The organism is Variovorax sp. GW821-FHT09B01 (assembly GCF_059418345.1).
This window is the reverse complement of record NZ_JBWKPQ010000003.1, coordinates 21,445-39,480: the sequence shown is the minus strand read 5'-3', so window position 1 is coordinate 39,480 and position 18,036 is coordinate 21,445. Positions and strand designations below refer to the sequence as shown.

General features: G+C 68.8%; 20 protein-coding genes. 9 read left to right on the top strand and 11 right to left on the bottom strand.

Annotation, left to right across the window (positions count from 1 at the left end; genetic code table 11):
* Window positions 1–95 precede the first annotated feature (95 nt).
* Genes trmD through rpsP form a run of 3 tightly spaced genes read right to left on the bottom strand, consistent with a single transcriptional unit; the run spans window position 96 to window position 1,708 of the window.
* Window positions 96–842 (bottom strand): tRNA (guanosine(37)-N1)-methyltransferase TrmD, encoded by a 747-nt coding sequence (gene trmD, locus AC07RV_RS11615; protein ID WP_296781574.1) that lies wholly within the window; start codon window positions 840–842, stop codon window positions 96–98.
* Window positions 843–871: 29 nt separating this feature from the next.
* Entirely contained in the window at window positions 872–1,426 is a 555-nt protein-coding gene (gene rimM / locus AC07RV_RS11610; protein WP_296781573.1) for a ribosome maturation factor RimM, read from the bottom strand.
* Window positions 1,427–1,444: 18 nt separating this feature from the next.
* Window positions 1,445–1,708, bottom strand: a complete 264-nt coding sequence (gene rpsP, locus AC07RV_RS11605; protein WP_057590647.1) for a 30S ribosomal protein S16 — start codon at window positions 1,706–1,708, stop codon at window positions 1,445–1,447.
* A gap of 216 nt (window positions 1,709–1,924) precedes the next feature.
* Between rpsP and AC07RV_RS11600 the strand changes: the two genes are divergently transcribed.
* The 3 genes from AC07RV_RS11600 (at window position 1,925) to AC07RV_RS11590 (ending at window position 4,152) form a co-directional block, all read left to right on the top strand.
* Window positions 1,925–2,446 (top strand): GNAT family N-acetyltransferase, encoded by a 522-nt coding sequence (locus AC07RV_RS11600; RefSeq protein ID WP_296781572.1) that lies wholly within the window; start codon window positions 1,925–1,927, stop codon window positions 2,444–2,446.
* A 39-nt stretch (window positions 2,447–2,485) separates the two neighbouring features.
* Complete coding sequence (locus tag AC07RV_RS11595; protein ID WP_296781571.1) at window positions 2,486–2,932, top strand: TM2 domain-containing protein; 447 nt, start codon at window positions 2,486–2,488, stop codon at window positions 2,930–2,932.
* A gap of 128 nt (window positions 2,933–3,060) precedes the next feature.
* The gene (locus AC07RV_RS11590) at window positions 3,061–4,152 is read left to right on the top strand and encodes a helix-turn-helix transcriptional regulator (RefSeq protein ID WP_296781570.1); all 1,092 of its coding nucleotides are present in this window, start codon (window positions 3,061–3,063) and stop codon (window positions 4,150–4,152) included.
* A gap of 210 nt (window positions 4,153–4,362) precedes the next feature.
* Here AC07RV_RS11590 and AC07RV_RS11585 read toward each other — a convergent pair whose 3' ends face one another.
* Window positions 4,363–5,655, bottom strand: coding sequence for a porin (locus AC07RV_RS11585; protein WP_093348891.1), 1,293 nt, complete (start codon window positions 5,653–5,655; stop codon window positions 4,363–4,365).
* Window positions 5,656–6,047: 392 nt separating this feature from the next.
* On the opposite strand from AC07RV_RS11585, the gene AC07RV_RS11580 reads away from it, so the two are divergent.
* A complete protein-coding gene (locus AC07RV_RS11580) occupies window positions 6,048–6,413 on the top strand; it encodes a hypothetical protein (protein ID WP_296781569.1) in 366 nt (121 codons plus the stop codon).
* An 87-nt stretch (window positions 6,414–6,500) separates the two neighbouring features.
* Here AC07RV_RS11580 and AC07RV_RS11575 read toward each other — a convergent pair whose 3' ends face one another.
* The 7 genes from AC07RV_RS11575 to hda all read right to left on the bottom strand — a co-directional run bounded on the left by AC07RV_RS11575 (window position 6,501) and on the right by hda (window position 13,435).
* The gene (locus AC07RV_RS11575; protein ID WP_296781568.1) at window positions 6,501–7,841 is read right to left on the bottom strand and encodes a hypothetical protein; all 1,341 of its coding nucleotides are present in this window, start codon (window positions 7,839–7,841) and stop codon (window positions 6,501–6,503) included.
* 76 nt (window positions 7,842–7,917) lie between these two features.
* The gene (locus AC07RV_RS11570) at window positions 7,918–8,928 is read right to left on the bottom strand and encodes an inorganic phosphate transporter (protein ID WP_057590651.1); all 1,011 of its coding nucleotides are present in this window, start codon (window positions 8,926–8,928) and stop codon (window positions 7,918–7,920) included.
* 13 nt (window positions 8,929–8,941) lie between these two features.
* Entirely contained in the window at window positions 8,942–9,586 is a 645-nt protein-coding gene (locus AC07RV_RS11565) for a DUF47 domain-containing protein (protein ID WP_057590652.1), read from the bottom strand.
* A gap of 164 nt (window positions 9,587–9,750) precedes the next feature.
* On the bottom strand, window positions 9,751–10,359 hold the full coding sequence (locus AC07RV_RS11560) for a trimeric intracellular cation channel family protein (RefSeq protein WP_093348886.1): 609 nt from the start codon (window positions 10,357–10,359) through the stop codon (window positions 9,751–9,753).
* A gap of 28 nt (window positions 10,360–10,387) precedes the next feature.
* Entirely contained in the window at window positions 10,388–11,116 is a 729-nt protein-coding gene (gene folK / locus AC07RV_RS11555; RefSeq protein ID WP_366929004.1) for a 2-amino-4-hydroxy-6-hydroxymethyldihydropteridine diphosphokinase, read from the bottom strand.
* Window positions 11,113–12,729, bottom strand: coding sequence for a polynucleotide adenylyltransferase PcnB (gene pcnB, locus AC07RV_RS11550; protein ID WP_093348884.1), 1,617 nt, complete (start codon window positions 12,727–12,729; stop codon window positions 11,113–11,115). Before pcnB ends, folK begins: the two co-directional genes overlap by 4 nt.
* Window positions 12,730–12,748: 19 nt before the next feature.
* A complete protein-coding gene (hda, locus tag AC07RV_RS11545; protein WP_281077707.1) occupies window positions 12,749–13,435 on the bottom strand; it encodes a DnaA regulatory inactivator Hda in 687 nt (228 codons plus the stop codon).
* A 143-nt stretch (window positions 13,436–13,578) separates the two neighbouring features.
* On the opposite strand from hda, the gene purM reads away from it, so the two are divergent.
* The 5 genes from purM to AC07RV_RS11520 all read left to right on the top strand — a co-directional run bounded on the left by purM (window position 13,579) and on the right by AC07RV_RS11520 (window position 18,035).
* Window positions 13,579–14,619, top strand: a complete 1,041-nt coding sequence (gene purM, locus AC07RV_RS11540) for a phosphoribosylformylglycinamidine cyclo-ligase (protein WP_296781567.1) — start codon at window positions 13,579–13,581, stop codon at window positions 14,617–14,619.
* Window positions 14,620–14,654: 35 nt separating this feature from the next.
* Window positions 14,655–15,731 (top strand): AI-2E family transporter, encoded by a 1,077-nt coding sequence (locus tag AC07RV_RS11535; RefSeq protein ID WP_296781566.1) that lies wholly within the window; start codon window positions 14,655–14,657, stop codon window positions 15,729–15,731.
* Window positions 15,732–15,859: 128 nt separating this feature from the next.
* Window positions 15,860–16,417 carry an isochorismatase family protein gene (locus AC07RV_RS11530; protein ID WP_296781565.1) on the top strand — a complete coding sequence of 186 codons (558 nt, stop codon included), beginning with the start codon at window positions 15,860–15,862 and terminating at the stop codon, window positions 16,415–16,417.
* Window positions 16,414–17,046, top strand: a complete 633-nt coding sequence (locus AC07RV_RS11525; protein WP_093348871.1) for a DJ-1/PfpI family protein — start codon at window positions 16,414–16,416, stop codon at window positions 17,044–17,046. Before AC07RV_RS11530 ends, AC07RV_RS11525 begins: the two co-directional genes overlap by 4 nt.
* Window positions 17,025–18,035: a GlxA family transcriptional regulator gene (locus AC07RV_RS11520; RefSeq protein WP_296781564.1), complete on the top strand. Its 1,011-nt coding sequence runs from the start codon at window positions 17,025–17,027 to the stop codon at window positions 18,033–18,035. The genes AC07RV_RS11525 and AC07RV_RS11520 overlap by 22 nt, the downstream gene beginning before the upstream one ends.
* Window position 18,036: the final 1 nt, after the last annotated feature.

Below are 18,036 nucleotides of genomic sequence, written 5' to 3'. Positions count from 1 at the left end.
CTGCACAAAAGGCGTCGTTGGCAGGGGTCTGGGGCTCTATGAAGAGTAGACGCCTGCACCGGACGCGGCCGGCCAGAGGATCGGGGAGCCCGCTATTATAGCTTTTTTTTGAGCACCGCCTCATCGGCGGCGTTCAGGCGGCCGGCAGAGCGGGCCGCGTCTATCAATTCGGGGCGTTCCCGGGCGGTGATCGCCAGCCGCTGGTCGCGGCGCCAGCGCTCGATCTGCGCATGGTGGCCCGACATCAGCGGCGCCGGCACGCCCTGCCCGTTCCACTGCTCGGGCCGCGTGTAGTGCGGGCAGTCGAGCAGGCCGTCGAGCGCGGGATTGAAGCTGTCCTGCACATGGCTGGCCTCGTCGCCGAGCACGCCGGGCTGCAGCCGCGCCACCGCGTCGAGCAGCGCCATCGCGGGGATCTCGCCGCCCGACAGCACGAAGTCGCCGAGGCTGATCTGGTGCGTGACATGGGCGTCGATGAAGCGCTGGTCGATGCCTTCGTAGCGACCGCAGACCAGCACCGCGCCCTCGCTGGCCGACCAGCGCTCGACCGCCTCGTGGCGCAGGGCCTCGCCGATCGGCGAGAACAGCACCACCGGGGCCGGCGTACCGCGCGCGGCCTGCGCCGCGGCCAGGCAGGCCGACAGCGGCTCGGCCATCATCACCATGCCGGGGCCGCCGCCGAACGGGCGGTCGTCCACGCGCTTGTAGTTGCCAGGCGCGTAGTCGCGCGGATTCCACAGCACCACCTCGACCTGCTTCGATTCGTAGGCACGGCGCGTCACGCCGCTGGCCATGAAGGGCGCGAACAGTTCGGGAAACAGCGTGAGGATGTCGAAGCGCATGCGCGCGGACCGCGGCGGCGGGGCCGGGGTCAGTAGTCGGGCTGCCAGTCGACCGTGATGCGCCGGCACGCGAGGTCGACGCCGTCGACGAAGGCGGAGACGAAGGGCACCATGCGCTCGATGGCCTTGCCGTCCTGCTCGGCCGCGATCACCAGCGTGGTCTGCGGGCCGGGGGCGAGCAGCTCGCGCACCGTGCCGAGCACGATGCCTTCGCGATTGACGACCTCGAGGCCGATCAGGTCGACCCAGTAGTACTCGTCGTCGCCGGTGCTCGGAAAGCTCGAGCGTGGCACGAACACCCGCGCGCCACGCAGCGCCTCGGCCGCATTGCGGTCGGGCACGTCACGCGACGAGGCGACGATGCAGTCGGAGTGTTCCTTGGCTTCGCTGATCGCGAGCCGGAAGGCGGTGGTCGCCGAAGCCCCGGGGGCCTGCAGGAACCAGCGCTTGGAAGAAAAAAGCGCCTCGGGCTGGGCGCTGTGGGGCAGGACCTTGAACCAGCCCTTGATGCCCCAGGCATCGGCGATGCGTCCTACTTCGATCGCATCCGCCGGCAATTCGGCGGCTTCGAGCGCGGGCAGCATCGCCGGTGGCCGCGCTGCTTAGGCAGCAGCCTTGGGAGCGGCAGCGGCGGCTTGACGGATCAGGCGCGCGACGGTGGGCGACGGCTGGGCGCCGACGCTCTTCCAGTAGGTCAGGCGGTCCTGAGCGATGCGGATGCTTTCTTCGTTTTCCTTGGCGGTCGGGTTGTAGAAACCCAGGCGCTCGATGAAGCGACCATCGCGGCGAACGCGCTTGTCCGACACGACGATGTTGAAGAACGGACGGCCTTTGGCACCGCCACGGGAGAGTCGAATGACGACCATGATTTATCCTTGGGTGGGTCGCAGGCCTTCGTGTTTGAAGATGAAAACCTGCTCACGATGTTCTTCCAGCGTCGAGACACGCGACATGGCCACCCGGCCAGCGACACGCTGAAAAGCCTGCGATTATAGCCCGCGCCGCGTTCCGGCCGAGAATTCCTGCCTGTACTGGCCAGTTTCGGCCCATTTCCGGCCATTCCGCCTCCCCAATTTCCCCTCATGACAACGATCCGCCCCAGCCGCGAAGACGACATTCCGGCGATCGCCGCCATCTACGCGCACCACGTGCTGCACGGCACCGGCACCTTCGAGACCGAGCCGCCCTCGCCCACCGAGATGGCCAGCCGGCGCGCCGACGTGCTGGGCAAGGGGCTGCCCTACCTGGTCGCCGAGCGCGACGGCGAGCTGCTCGGCTTCGCCTACTGCAACTGGTTCAAGCCGCGTCCGGCCTACCGCTACTCGGCCGAGGATTCGATCTACCTGGCCGAGGCCGCGCGCGGCCAGGGCCTGGGCGCTCGGCTGCTGGCCGCCCTGTCCGAGGCGGCCGAGGCCGCCGGCGTGCGCAAGCTGATCGCGGTGATCGGCGACTCGGCCAATGCCGGCTCGATCGGCGTGCACCGCGGCCAGGGCTTCACCCAGGTCGGCGTGCTCAAGGACTGCGGCTGGAAGTTCGGCCAGTGGCGCGACGTCGTGCTGATGGAAAAGACCATCGGCGAAGGCAGCAGCACCCATCCCGAATGAACGAAGCAACGAAACAACGAAACAAGGATCGAGCACCGCATGAAAAGCAAGACGACCACGGCCTGGCTGGCCTTCCTCGGCGGCCCGCTGGGCCTGCACCGCTTCTACCTGCGCGGACTCGGCGACTGGCTCGGCTGGCTGCTGCCGATCCCGACCGCGCTCGGCCTCTACGGCGTCGAGCGCGTGCGCATGTACGGCGTCGACGACGGCTGGAGCTGGGTGCTGATCCCCCTCCTCGGCTTCACCATCGCCGGCTGCGCGCTCACGGCCATCGTCTACGGCCTGATGACGCCCGAGAAGTGGAATGCGCGCTACAACGCCGGCGCCGCGCTCGACGCCGAACCCGGCCGCACGAGCTGGGCCACCATCGGCGCGGTGGTGCTCGCGCTGTTCTTCGGCAGCACCATCCTCATGGCCAGCATCGTGTTCAGCTTCCAGCGCTATTTCGAGCACCAGGTCGAAGAGGGCCGGAAGATCTCGCAGTAGCCCGCGCGCCGCGGCCGGTCGATGCGCCCCGCGGAGATCGGGCGCAACCACCGGTTTCCATGATTGACGGCCGCTCCCTCCCGGTTATGGTGTGCCCATAAATCACGACGGGCCGAGGGAGCATTGCCATGCTGGAGGACCCCGTGCTGCGTCGCGCGCTCGACGCGGTACATCATCTGACCGATCCCGAGCCACCCTGGCTCGGCGTGCTCGAAGGCGCGTGCGGCCTGATCGGCGGCGAGAGCGCGACCTTCATCATGGTCGATGCCGGCGGCCAGCTGCTGTCGGCCCAGCAATGGAACGTCGACCCCGAGGCGGAGCGCGCCTACCGCGAGCACTACGTCCAGCAGGACATCATCACGCCGAAGGCCCTCGGCGCGGCGCCCGGCACCTGGCTCGACACGGCGGAGTTCTTCAGCGCGGGCGATCTGTCGGGCAATGCCTACTACGCCGACTACATGCTGCGCTACGGCATGCGCCAGATGCTCAGCTACCAGATCGAGGACGGCCCGCATCGCCGCGGCGGCCTGACCCTGCAGCGCAGCCGGCCGCTGCAGCGCACGCGCAGCCATCTCGATTCCGAGCGGGTGCGCCGCTTCACTCACGCGCTGCAGTCGGCGCTCGCGCGTCGCCGCGAATACGCCGAAGGCTGGCTCGCCACGGCCGAAGCGGCCTTCGAGGCCTTCGGCGAGGCCATGCTGCTTGTCAATGCCACGGGCACGGTGCAGCACGTGTCGGCCCACGCGGCCGAGTTGCTGTCGCACCGCAGCGCGCTGCGCGTGCACCAGGGCCGGCTCTGGCATCCCGCCGCGCGGGCGCGCGATGCGCTGGCGGCGACCCTCGCGCGCGCCTCGGCGCCCGGCGGCGCGCCCACGCGGCTGCTGATGCCCGCCGACCGCGACAGCCTGGCCTGCGGCCTGCAGTTCACGAAGGCACAGGCGCATCTGCGCGTGGCGAACGAGCCGTTGCTGCTCGTGCGCCTGCATCTGCCCGATCGGGTGCAGCCGCTCGATGCCGAACTGCTGCGCGGCGCCTTCGGCCTCACGCCGGCCGAGGCGCGGGTGCTGGTCGCGCTGGTCGAGGGACAGACGCTCAAGCAGCATGCGGCGGCGCAGGCGGTCTCCATCAACACGGTGCGCACGCAACTCGCGGCGCTGATGGACAAGATGGGTTGCCAGCGGCAGATCGACCTGGTGCGCATGGCACTGTCGGTGGCGTAGCGTCCGGCGGCGAACGCCCATGCGGCGGCGCGGCGCGAGGCCGTCCACTGCGAAGAAAAAAAGGAAATCAGGCGGGAAGGACCCGGCGCCCCGAGGGCTCGCGCATCCGGTGGGCCTGCGCGGTCGGTCGTGCCGACACCGGGTACCAACCAAAAAAACCACCCGACCAGAGCCGGGTGGCAAACCTTGGAGACAAAAAAGACGCGGAAATCAGAAGCTGTGACGCAGACCGAAGTCGTAGCCCGTCGACGAGCGCGGTGCCCAGCCAGCGGTGGCCAGGTAGGCCGGGGCGCCACCGGTGGTCACGCGACCGAAGACGGTCGGGTTGTTCTGACCGTCCTTGATGCGCACGCGAGCGAGCGTGGCATACAGCGCGGTGCGCTTCGACAGGTTGTGCACGTAGCCGATCGCGAACTGGTTGGCCTTGGTCGACAGTTCGGGGTTGCCGAACAGCGCGAGGGCCGGGTTCACGACGGGGTTCTGACCAGCCTTGTACTTCAGGTAGCCGTACGAAGCCTTGATCTGGCCCGGGCCCACCGGCACGCTGACGCCGAGCAGGAAACCGTCGTACTTGTCGGTCACGCTGTTGACGTAGTTCAGAGCACCCAGGGTGGTGACGTTGTCGAACTTGTTGCGGGCCGACGAGTACTCGCCGAACAGCTTCGCAGCACCGAGGTCGTAGCTCGCACCGAGGTTGAAGGTGTTGATGCGGTTCTTGAACGCTTGCGAAGCCAGCGCCGGGGTCAGGACCGTGGTCGCGGTCAGCGGCGTGGAGTCCTTGTTGTCCTGGCCGTAGGAAACAGCCACGTCGAGCGGGCCGTTGGCATAGCCGACGCGACCGCCGAAGTACGAACCGCGCTTGGACGGCGACTCGATCACGTTCTCGTCGAACTTCACGTTCTCGTGCAGCGCGTACTGGAACTGGCCGTAGAAACCACCGAGGTTCGGCGGCAGGAAGTAGCCGATGCTGTTGCTGGCGCGCGCGTAGTTGTCGCTGGCCGAAGCGCCGTTGGGAGCGGTGCCGCCCTTGCGCGACAGCGAATCGCCGACGCGGCTGATCAGGCTCGTGCCCACGCCACGCAGACCGAAGGGATCGAACACGTTGTCGTTCCAGTAGGTGGGCGTGTAGTCGCGGCCGAGGCGGATTTCGCCGAAGCCACCCGACAGGCTCACGGTGGAGCGACGGTCGAACGCGGCCACGCCGGTCTTGCCGTCATCGTTGGTGATGCCCGATTCGAGCCAGAAGCTCGCTGCCAGGCCACCGCCCAGATCTTCCGTGCCGCGGAAGCCGAGGCGGCTGGAGCTGCTGCTGCCGTTCGCCAGGGCCGTTTGGCTCTGCTTGCGCGAAGCGCCGATCAGCAGCGGGTTCGTGCCACGGTACTCGCTCTTGGTCGAGTAGTTGCTCACGCTCGCATCGACCACGCCGAACAGCGTCACCGACGATTGAGCAGCCGCTCCGCCGGCCGCCAGCACGGCGGCCAATGCCACCAGGGATTTTTTCATTTCAGCTTCCTCTTTCTTAAGCACAACAAGCGTCCTGGGCGGTCCTTCGAGGAACCACCCCGGAACGGGGGGGACACCGGGGATTCCGCGGCGGCTCGCCGCGGTTTCTCGTGCGCATCGGATCGCGTTTCTTTCGGCACCGGCGTGGGACCGGCTCCGAGCGACGCTGCACACGATGCATCTGCAATCGGGTGCAGTGATGGTCTCGTGTGCGAGTGAAGAGTCCGTGACAACCCTTAGAGCCCATCGATGGAATCGGGACTCTTTGGCGCGATAACAACAGGCTCAGAAAGTTGTGCTGAAACGCACTGCGCTGCACGCATCGACGACGGGCTCGCGCTACAACGACGGCTTGTTCGTCCGATGTCGATCCAGGCCCCAAGGAGTTGCACATGATCGAATGGCCCGAGAGAAACCGCCCCGGCTTCGTCGCGTTCCACCATGACTACCGCGAAAACGGGTGGGGCCTCGGGAAGCCGGAGGACGAGTCCTACTTCGACTTCGAGCAGATCAGGGAGTACATGCGCGGCGTACTCGTCCACCCCGGGAATTTCTTCGGCCTCATCGACCAGTTCGGCGAGACGCTTCAGTTCTACGTGAACGACGACCGCACGGTCCAGATCGATTTCATCGTCGAGGCACGGCGAGGCTCGATGGTGAAGATGGCGCCCTTAGACGAGTGCATCGCGCTGGTCGAGAGCGCGGGACCGTCGCTGGCGGCGCTCGTCATTGCGGGCGCGGTGTTTCAGGCGTGGTAGCTACACAGAGACCGCATGGCAGGGATCCGCGGCCGCACGCTCGGGAGTTCTCGCAACTACGGCAGCAAACGCATCGAGCCAAACACCCTAGAACGGCCTCATATTGAGCTTGATCTCCATTGGATCCATTTGGCTGAGCACACCGGGTGACAAATCAAGCATCAAGGACAGCTCCTTGCGAATGAGCTCCTGCAACATCTTCTGGGCGATCTGCACCACCTGCAACTCATGGGGTGGCAATCGATGCCTTCGCGCGTGAACGAGATCCCCTCTCTTCGCGAACACGAGTCGAAACTGATCCCGTAGCGCGCTCCGATTTTCTGCACTGGTCCCCATCAGGTACGCGAATCGCTCCGAGAGACGTGCAGTGATTCCCAGCTCATACGCTCCTGGCGTGCTGTCACCAAGAATGGCTTCGATACCAATACAGCTTTGTACCAGCGAGAGTGTCTGATTCGTTGTTATCAGCGAGTCGATCAGCCATTCAATGCCGGCGGCGATCCGCTGAGCGTGCGGGTCGAAATGCAGGGTGGATAGAAAGTGAACAATTGGATGGAGGTCCGGCGCCATATTGCGACGCTGATAAGGCTCGACCTCCTTCTCATCCAAATGGTCAAAGGTCACGCCACGCACGAAGTTCTCAAGATCGCGCGGCATCTGTTCAGGTCGCTGCTCATCGCCCTGCACCGCATGAATGGCGATATGCGCAATGGTCCGCCGCCCGGAATCCAAGTGCCTACTCCGGAAAACCTCACGCCGAACAAACAAGCCGATCTCCAGCCCGTAGAACACAACGATCTTTACAACCGTGAGCGCTCGCGGGAGCAGCGCCGGCTCCTCTCCAAAGAGAAGGTCTGGCAACCCACCAGACTCTGTGATTCGCAAGTAGACGGAGTCTTGTTCCAGAAGGAAGCTGCTGATGGGACGAAGCGCTTCGCGCGCCTCGTCCGTCGAACTGACGTTTGCCAGTAGGTCGCTGGCACCCACAGGGTAGTTTGGGCGCACCAGTCTTTCGATTCTGTCGAAAGGTGCACTGGTTCTGACCAAGGCAATCTGATCAGAGAGGATGGCAAGTTCGTCCACAAGGCAACCAGGGCTCAAGCCTGGAAGCTCGACATAGACAAAGTAGTCCCTCGGATAGGACTCAAGCTCCGCTTGCAGGCTGCCCTCAAGCTCCTCGCACAACATGGCCGGGACCGCCAGGCCTTGCTCGCTCCCGGTGCGAAGCACCTTCTCCCGCACGCGCTCGATCAGGTCCCTGACATCGCCAACCGACCACATTTCGTTCCACGGCTGCCCTCGAAGAAGCAGTTCGCAGAACCGATCGGTTGCGCTATCGGGTATCTCGACGCATGCACCTGGCACTATTTTCCAAGTACGCAGATAGCTTGTCAGCGCCCCTCTCTGCTGAGCTGTCAGCGCAACCATAGGACGATCCTCGATCGATGTCGTGCGTGCAGCTCCCATCCGAGCAACTTCGAGGCGGTACCTCGAAGGACCACCCTTAGAAGATCTGCCAGCTCACCCAATAAGCAATCGCCGCCACGAACGCCGACGCCGGGATCGTGAAGATCCACGCCCACACGATGTTGCCCGCCACGCCCCAGCGCACCGCGCTCGCGCGTTGCGCCGAGCCCACGCCGACGATGGCGCCGGTGATGGTGTGGGTGGTCGACACGGGGATGCCCAGCGCAGTGGCCAGGAACAGGGTGAGCGCGCCGCCGGTCTCGGCGCAGAAGCCACCCACGGGCTTGAGCTTGGTGATCTTCTGGCCCATGGTCTTGACGATGCGCCAGCCACCGAACATGGTGCCCAGCGCGATCGCGGCATAGCAGCTCACGATGACCCAGGTCGGCGGTTCGGCCTCGCCGGCCGAGGCGTAGCCGGTGGCGATCAGCAGCATCCAGATGATGCCGATGGTCTTCTGCGCGTCGTTGCCGCCGTGGCCCAGGCTGTAGGCGCCGGCGGAGACCAGCTGCAGCCGCCGGAACCAGCGGTCGATGCGCGAAGGCGTGGCGCGGCGGAAGGTCCAGGCCACGATCACCATCATCAGCGAGCCGAGCAGGAAGCCCAGCACCGGCGAGACGAAGATGAAGGCCACGGTCTTCCAGATGCCCGAGGCGACGAGGCCGCTGGTGCCGGTCTTGGCGATCACGGCGCCGACGATGCCGCCGATCAGCGCATGCGAGGAACTGCTGGGGATGCCGTAGTACCAGGTGACGAGGTTCCAGCTGATGGCGCCGATCAGCGCGCCGAACACCACGTGCACGTCGACCACGCCGGGCTGGGCGATGCCCTTGCCCACGGTGGCCGCCACGCTCAGGTGGAAGACGAAGATCGCGATCAGGTTGAAGAAGGCGGCGAACACCACGGCCTGGCCGGGCCGCAGCACGCCCGTGGACACCACGGTCGCGATCGAGTTGGCGGCATCGTGGAAGCCGTTCATGAAGTCGAACAGGATCGCGAGCGCGACCAGCACCATCACCACCCAGAGGGCGACCTGCACCGTTGCCATCGGTCGTGCCCGCTCAGGAGTTCTCGAGGACGATGCCCTCGATCACGTTGGCCACGTCCTCGCACTTGTCGGTGATCGTCTCGAGCAGCTCGTAGATCGCCTTGAGCTTGATGACCTCGCGCACGTCGGGCTCCTCGCGGAACAGCTTGCTCATGGCGCTGCGCATCACGCGGTCGGCGTCGGACTCGAGGCGGTCGATCTCCTCGCAGGTCTTCAGGGTGGCCTCGGCCACGGCCGGGTCGGCGATCTTGCCGAGGTACTTCACGGCGTCCTTGAGGCGGTCGCAGCACTTCACGCTCAGCGTGGTGAGGCGCACGATCTCGTCGGTCATGTGGCGCACGTCGTACAGCGCCATGGTCTCGGCCGAATCCTGGATCAGGTCGGCCACGTCGTCCATGGTGTTGATGAGCTTGTGGATCTGCTCGCGGTCGATCGGCGTGATGAAGGTCTTGTGGATCAGCCGGTTGACGTCGTGCGTGACGCGGTCGGCCGCGCGCTCGGCGTTGTCGACGTCGCGGTTGTACTGCTCGCGCAGGTGCACGTCGTTGTAGTTGGTGACGAGTTGCTCGAAGGCCCGGGCCGCCTCGACGATGCGCTCGGCGTGCTGGTTGAACATCTCGAAGAAATTGCCCTCGCGGGGCAGCAGCTTGCCGAACATGGCGACTCCTGGAGGACGTCAATCACAACTTGATGACGCCTTGATGAAAAAACCCGCGAAGTTTAAACGGGCGGATCGTGCGATCCGGACCTTGGGGGGTTGATCTTTTCGTTGTATATGCGCGAGGCACGGCGGCCGCGGCCGCCTTCCGGCCCGAAAACGACTCAGGCCGCGAGCTTCAGCACGGGCAGCTGCCATCCGCCGTAGATGCCGCCGAGCCGCAGCGCCACGACCAGCGCGATGCCGGCATGGAAGGCCCAGCGCCGCGGCAGGCCCGCCGCCTGCAGCAGCAGGTAGGCGACGATGCCCGCGATGGCGGCCGAGCCGTAGAAGCCGCCGCTCAGCAGCAGCGGCACGTGGCCCGTGAGCACGTCGCGCAGCAGGCCGCCGGCGGCACCGGTCATGGTGCCGGTCAGCACCACGATCAGCGCGCCGCGGCGCTGCTCCTCGGCCACCTGCGCGCCCATGACGGCGAACAGCCCGAGGCCCAGCGCATCGGCCACCGCGAGCGCGTGCTGCGGCACCGGCAACGCGTGCAGCCAGGCGATGGCCAGCGCCGAGACGGCGAGGATCACCCAGGCATAGCGGGTGTCGCGGATCCAGAACACGGGATGGCGGTCGAGCAACAGGTCGCGCAGGGTGCCGCCGCCGACCGCGGTGACCGAGGCGATCACGACCACGCCGAGCCAGTCGAGCCCCGCATGGGCCGCGGCCAGCACGCCGCTGACGGCGAACACCGCGACGCCGGCGAGATCGAGGACGTACAGCAGCACGGCGCCCGCCCTCCCCCGAAACCTTCGCTCAGGCCTTGGCGTCGGTGTCGCGCAGCCGCTCGATGACCTGCTTCGACACGCGCGCCAGCGCGGCGCGCGGCACCTTGTCGGGCGCGATCTCGGCCAGCGGCTTGAGCACGAAGGCGCGCTCGCGCATGCGCGGATGCGGCAGCGTGAGCGCGGGCGTGTCCTTGACCGTGTTGCCGTGCGTCAGCAGGTCGAGGTCGAGGGTGCGCGGCGCGTTCGGGAACGGCCGCTCGCGCCCGGCTTCGAGCTCGAGCAGTTGCAGGTCGGCCAGCAGCGCCTCGGCCGTGAGGCCGGTGCGCACCGCGACCACGGCATTGATGAAGTCGGGGCCGGTGGCATCGACCGGCGCGCTGCGGTAGAGCGAGGAACTCGCCGTCACGGTGGTGCGCTCGATCGCGCCGATGGCGAGGATCGCGGCGCGCACCGCCGCGGCGGCATCGCCGAGATTGGCGCCGATCGCGATGAAGGCCTGGACCGTGGGGTACTCGTCGCGAGACCGGCTCGGGGGACGAGCCGGGCCGGAGCCGCCCGAGCGGCCGGCCGGCTTGCGCGCCGGCGCCGCGCCCTTGCGGGCCGGACCGGCGGAACTGACGCCGCGGCCGGGCGCGCGGCCGGGCTTGCCATCGCCATCGCGGGCATCGCGCGGTGCCTGGCGGCGGCCCTCGCCGCCCCCCGCGGGCTTGCGCCCCGGCGCAGCCTTGCCGCCCGGCGGGCGCTTGGCGGTACTCATTCGGATGCGGCTGGCGCGCCGCCCTCACCACCGGTGCGCGGCTTGCGGCGGCGCCGGCGCTTGCGCGGCGCGGCCGGCTCGCCATCGGGCGGCACGGCGCCGCCCTCGCCTTCGGTCGTCTCGTCGTCCTCGCGCTCGTCGTTGCGCGCAGCGGCGCTCCTGGGCGCTGCGCCCCCGGGCGCGGCCGCCACGGGCGCGGTGTTGCGCACCCGCACGCGCTGGCGCGTCTTCTGTTCGTCGCGCACCTGGTCCAGCAGGTCCTGGCGCCGCGTGTCGTCCGAGGTGCTGAACTCCTGCCACCACTCGGCGATGGCCTCGCTGACCTCGCCCACGTCGGCGCGCAGGCGCATGAAGTCGAAGGCGGCACGGAAGCGCGCCTGCTCGACCAGGCTGTAGGGCGTGGAGCCGGTGCGCTTGTCGAAGCGCGGCTGCATCATCCAGATCTCGCGCATGTCGGCGGCCAGCTTGCCGCGGCCCGAGACATCGCCGATGCGCGCGTTGAACACGTCGTCGATCGCGTCCTGCAGCGCCGGGAACGGCGGCTGCGCGCGCTGGCCGTTGCGGCCTTCCTGGCGCTGGGCCCAGCCGTCGCGCACGTCGGCCCACAGCACGCAGGCCAGCAGGAAGCTCGGCGCCACCGGCTTGCCCTCGCCGACGCGGCGGTCGGTGTCCTGCAGCGCGGCCTTCACGAACGGCAGGTCGGCACGCTCCACCACCACGTCGAGCAGCGGATAGATGCCCTTGGCGAGCCCCAGCTTGCGCAGCTGCTCGACGGTGGCGATCGCGTGGCCGGTCTGCAGCAGCTTGAGCATCTCGTCGAACAGGCGGCTCTGCGGCACGTCGGCCAGCAGCTTGCTCGACTCGACCAGCGGCGCGCCGGTCTTGGGCTCGAGCTTGAAGCCCAGGGCCGCGAGCTTGGCCGAGAAGCGGATGGCGCGGATGATGCGCACCGGGTCCTCGCGGTAGCGCACGGCCGGGTCGCCGATCATGCGCAGCACCAGCTTCTGGGCATCGCGGATGCCGTGGTGGTAGTCGATCACCACCTGCCGCGCCGGGTCGTAGTACATCGCGTTGACGGTGAAGTCACGGCGCGCGGCGTCTTCCTCCTGCGGGCCCCAGACGTTGTCGCGCAGCACGCGGCCGCTGGCGTCCACGGCATGGGTCATGCCCGCGAGCTCGCCCTTGCTGGTGCGCTCGTTGCCGCTGACCTGGCCGGCGGCGGCGGCATCCATGTAGGCGCGGAAGGTCGAGACCTCGATCACCTCGTGCTCGCGGCCGCGCCCGTACACCACGTGCACGATGCGGAAGCGCCGCCCGATGATGAAGGCGCGGCGGAACAGCCCCTTGACCTGCTCGGGCGTGGCGTTGGTCGCCACGTCGAAGTCCTTGGGCCGCAGGCCCAGCAGCAGGTCGCGCACCGCGCCGCCCACCACGTAGGCCTCGAAGCCGGCCTGCTGCAGGGTGGTGACCACGTTCTTCGCGCGTTCGTCGACCAGGGCCGGATCGATCCGGTGAACCTCCGCCGGCACTTCCTCGCGCTTGCCGAAGCGGCTCTTTCCCTGTGCGCCGCCGGCGGATTTGCCGAGCAGCTTGTCGATGAATTTCTTGATCATTGGTTGAGAAGGGTTCTTCTTATTCGTTTTCGAGCATGGAGCGGATCAACGGGATGGTGATCGCGCGTTGCGTCTGCAGCGCATAGCCGTCGAGCTGCGTGAGCAGCTCCATCAGGCTGCCGAGGTCGCGGCTGAAGCGGTGCAGCATGTAGTCGAGGACATCGTCGGACAGCATCACGCCGCGCGCATCGGCGGCCTGGCGCAGGACGGCGCGTCGTTCGCTCTCGCCGAGCACCTGCAGATGGAACACGTGGCCCCAGCCGAGGCGGGTGCGCAGGTCCTCGCGCAGCGGCAGGTCGGCCGGCGGCAGCGCGCCCGCGGCCACCACGCCACGCTGCAGGCTCTGCGCGTTGACGAACCAGTTGAAGGCCGCGTGCTGCTGCACGGCGGTGTAGAGGTGCACGTCGTCGAGCAGCACGGCGACCCAGCGCTCGTCGAACTCGGGCGGCTCCAGCAGGCCGGCGTGCAGCCAGCCCACGCTGGCGCCCTGCTCGCGCAGCGCCACGCGCACCGATTCGAGCAGGTGGGTCTTGCCGCTGCCGCTTTCGCCCCACAGGTAGGTGGGCACGGGCGAGTGGAGCGCCGGACTGCCGGCGCCGCCCACCCACAGTTGCAGGTGCCGCAGCGCCGCCTCGTTCGGGCCGGCAAAGAAGGCGTCGAAGCTGGGGCCCGTCGCGATGCCGATATCGAGCGCGAGCTGTTTCATCCCGGGAAGGTTCATGGAGGGGGCGGTCAACGCCCGTAAAATCGTCCGGAATTCTATCGGCCCGGCCGTTTCGCCCTTTGACCCTCCCCCCGGGGTGCCATCGCGGCCGGTGCGCTTTCCATTCCTCTCGCTCCCAACCAGCCATGACCTCCCCTCTGCCCACTCCGCTCAGCTACAAGGACGCCGGCGTCGACATCGATGCCGGCGACGCGCTGGTCGACCGCATCAAGCCGCTCGCGAAGAAAACCATGCGCGAAGGCGTGCTGGCCGGCATCGGCGGTTTCGGCGCGCTGTTCGAGGTGCCCAAGCGCTACAAGGAACCGGTGCTGGTGAGCGGCACCGACGGCGTGGGCACCAAGCTCAAGCTGGCCTTCGAGTGGAACATGCACGACACGGTCGGCATCGACCTGGTGGCCATGAGCGTCAACGACGTGCTGGTGCAGGGCGCCGAGCCGCTGTTCTTCCTCGACTACTTCGCCTGCGGCAAGCTCGACGTCGACACCGCCGCGGCGGTGGTGGGCGGCATCGCGCGCGGCTGCGAGCTCTCGGGCTGCGCGCTGATCGGCGGCGAAACCGCCGAAATGCCCGGCATGTACCCGGCCGGCGAGTACGACCTGGCGGGCTTCGCGGTCGGCGCGGTCGAGAAATCGAAGATCCTGACCGGCCAGGACGTCAAGCCCGGCGACGTGGTGCTGGGCCTGGCCTCGGCCGGCGTGCATTCCAACGGTTTCAGCCTGGTGCGCAAGGTGATCGAGCGCGCTGGCGCAGACCTGCCCGCCACCCTCGACGGCAAGCCCTTCCGCGAAGCTGTGATGGAGCCCACGCACCTCTACGTGAAGCCGGTGCTCGAGGCGCTCGGCAAGCACCCGATCAAGGCGCTGGCCCACATCACCGGCGGCGGCCTGCTCGAGAACATCCCGCGCGTGCTGCCCGAAGGCACGGCCGCCCACCTGAAGAAGGGCAGCTGGCCGCAGACCGAGCTGTTCGCCTGGCTGCAGAAGGTGGCCGGCATCGACGACATCGAGATGAACCGCACCTTCAACAACGGCATCGGCATGGTGGTGGTGATCGACGCGGCCGAGGCCGCCGCCTGCGCCGCCACGCTGCGCGCCGCCGGCGAGACGGTGCACGAGATCGGCGTCATCGCCGAGCGCGGCGAGGGCGCGGCCGTGGTCGTCGCCTGAACAAACCGGGTTTCGACGCGCGAGCGCCCTCCCGGATGACCAAGCCCCTGCCCACCGCCCCCATCGCTCCCGTGCCGCCACGCAGCGGCAGCGCGCCGCGCAACGTGGTGATCGCCAGCTACCTGCTGATGCTCGCGGGCCTGATGCTCGTGATGTGGCAGCACCTGCTGCCGGGCCTGCTGTGCGCCTGCATCGGCTTTCTGGCCACGCGCTTCTTCGCGCGGCTGATCGGGCGCGGCCTGGCGCGCGTCGCGCCGCTGCGCGCGCGCGGCGACGGCATCGCGCGCGTGGTCGCGGTCACGCTGGTGCTGCTGGCGCCGATCGCGCTGATCACGCTGGGGCTCTCGCAGGCGCGGGAATACATCATCGACGCGCCCGACCAGTACCGCGAGCTGCTCGACTACACGGCGCGTACGGTGCTCGAACTGCGGCTGAAGCTGCCGCCCGAGATCGCGGTCTACCTGCCCGAGGGCGCGGCCGAGATCCAGCGCATGGTGGCGAACTACATGCGCGCCCAGGCCGGCATGCTGGCGCTCACCGGCCGGGCCTGGCTCGGGGCGCTGCTGTTCGCCTACGTGGGGCTGATCATCGGCGGGCTGGCCGCGGTGGCGCATGCGCGCGGACCGCGCCGGCCGCTGTCGGAGGAACTGCACCAGCGCATCACGATGTTCGGTCGGGCCTTCGGCCAGATCGTCGCGGCGCAGTTCTGGATCGCCGCCTTCAACACGCTGCTGACCGCCATCTTCCTGCTGGTGCTGATGCCGCTGTGGGGCCCGCACCTGCCCTACACGCCCGCGCTGATCACGCTGACCTTCGTGGCCGGGCTGGTGCCGATCGTGGGCAACCTGGTGTGCAACGCGGTGATCACGCTGGTGGCGCTGTCGGTGTCGCCGGTGACCGCGGCGGCCTGCCTGGCCTTCCTGATCCTGATCCACAAGGCCGAGTACGTGATCAACGCCAAGGTGGTGGGCAGCCGCACGCAGATGAGCGTGTGGGAGCTGCTGGCGGTGATGTTCGTGGCCGAGGCGGTGTTCGGCCCGGCCGGGCTGGTGGCGGCGCCGCTGTTCTACGCCTACCTCAAGAAAGAGCTGCAGGCCGGCGGCCTGGTCTGAGGCGGCGGCGCCTTGCGCGCCGGGCGATGTCCTGATCTGATCGATTCTGGTCCGCTCCCGAGCGGCCGGTGCGGCTCGATCGCTGAAGAATCGGGGGCATCATCCACTTTGCCCTATCGGAATCCGCCATGAAGACCTGTCTGATTGTGATCGACGCCCAGGAATCGTTCCGCCAGCGCCCGTACTGGAACGAAGGCGTCGCGGCTCCCTACTTCGCGGCGCAGAACGCGCTGATCGCCGGCGCGGCCGAAGCCGGCCTGCCGATCGTGCGCATCTACCACGTCGACGGCCCGAGCACCGCCGCCAACCCCTTCGCGGTCGAATCGGGCTTCGTGCGGCCGATCGAGGGCGTGGCCGGCTTCGAGGCCGCCGCCACCTTCACCAAGCACCGCCACAGCGCGCTGGTCAACAGCGGGCTCGACATCTGGCTCACCCAGCAGGGCATCGGCCGGCTGATCGTGAGCGGCATCCGCACCGAGCAGTGCTGCGAGACCACCACCCGCCACGCCTCCGACCTGGGCTGGGAGGTCGACTACGTGACCAACGCCACGCTGACCTTCGACATGGTGCAGCCCGACGGCACGCCGCTCTCGGCCGCCGACATCAAGGCCCGCACCGCGACCGTGCTGGCGGGGCGCTTCGCGACCATCTGCGGCGTGGCGCAGGCGCTGGAACGCGCGGCATGAGTTCTTCACCGGGCGCCGCGCTGCGCGTGCTGATCCTGGCCTTCGACGGCATCGAGGCCCTGGACTTCGCGGGCCCGTTCGAGGTGTTCACCACCGCGAGCCGCGTGCACCGGCGGCTGCGGCCGGACGAACCGGCGCCCTTCGAGGTCGCGGCCGTGGCCGAGGGCGCGCCCGCGCGGCCGGTGCAGGCGCGCGCCGGGCTGCAGCTGCTGGCCGCGCACGACCTGGCCGACGCGCCGCAGGCCGACCTGCTGCTCGTGCCCGGCGGCGTGGTCGACGCGCCGCTCGCGAGCGCCGCCACGCTGCAGTGGATCGCGCGGCAGGCCGCGGGTGCGCGGCTGGTGGCCTCGGTCTGCACCGGCGTCTTCCTGCTCGCGGCCAGCGGCGTGGTCACCGACCAGGCCGTCACCACGCACTGGGAGGACCTGGCCGATCTGCGCGAACGCTTCCCCGCGCTCGAGGTGCGCGAAGGCGTGCGCTGGGTCGACGGCGGCCGGATCCTGAGCTCGGCCGGCATCAGTGCCGGCATCGACATGAGCCTGCATCTGGTCGAGCGCCTGGCCGGCCGCGAACTGGCCGAGCGCACCGCGCGCCAGATGGACTACGCATGGACGCACAACCCACCCTGATCCGCGTCGTCTTCGTGCTGCTGCCCGGCAGCCTGGTGCTCGACTGGGCCGGGCCGGCCGAGGCGCTGCGCATCGCCAACCAGCGGCTGCGCGCCACCGGGGCGGCGCCGCGCTTCGCGATCGAGTTCGCGAGCCCGCGGCCCGACACGGTCGGCTCGGTCGGCATCGCGCTGACCGGGCTGGCGCCGCTGCCGGACCTGCCCGCCGCCGATGGTGCCGATACCGCCGCCTGGGTGGTGCTGGTCGGCATGCCGGGCGACACGATCCCGATCGACACGCCCGAGACGCAGGACCTGCTGCACTGGCTGCGCGGCCTGCGGCTGGAGGCGGGCCGGCTCGAGCTGCTGACCATCTGCGCCGGCAGCCTGCTGGCCGCGCATGCCGGCGCGCTGGCCGGGCGGCGCGCCACCACGCACCACCATCACCTCGACGAGCTGCGCGCCGTGGAGCCGCGCTGCGAGGTGGTGGGCAACCGGGTGTTCGTGCTCGACCCGCCGGTCTACAGCAGCGCCGGCGTCACCACCGGCATCGACCTGCTGCTGCACCGCATCGCCGACACCTGCGGCGAAGCGCTGGCGGCGCAGGTCGCGCAGACCATGGTGGTGGCGCTGCGGCGCGGCCCGCACGACCCCGAGCTCTCGCCCTTCCTGGCCTACCGCAACCATCTGCATGCCGCGCTGCACCGCGTGCAGGACGCGGTCAGCGAACGGCCGCAGGCCGACTGGAACGTGCCGCGCATGGCCGAGGTGGCCCACACCTCGGCGCGCCACCTCACGCGGCTGTTCGTCGAGCATGCGGGCGTGGCGCCGCTGGCCTACCTGCGCCGACTGCGGCTGGCGGCCGCGCAACTGGCGCTGGCCTCGGGCGTCAGCGTGACGCGGGCGGCCGAGCTGTCGGGCTTCGGTTCCGACACCCAGTTGCGCCGCGCCTGGCACCAGTTCGGGCTGCCGGGCTCGCCGTCGGACGCGGCCGGGCTGGCGCGCGGCTGAG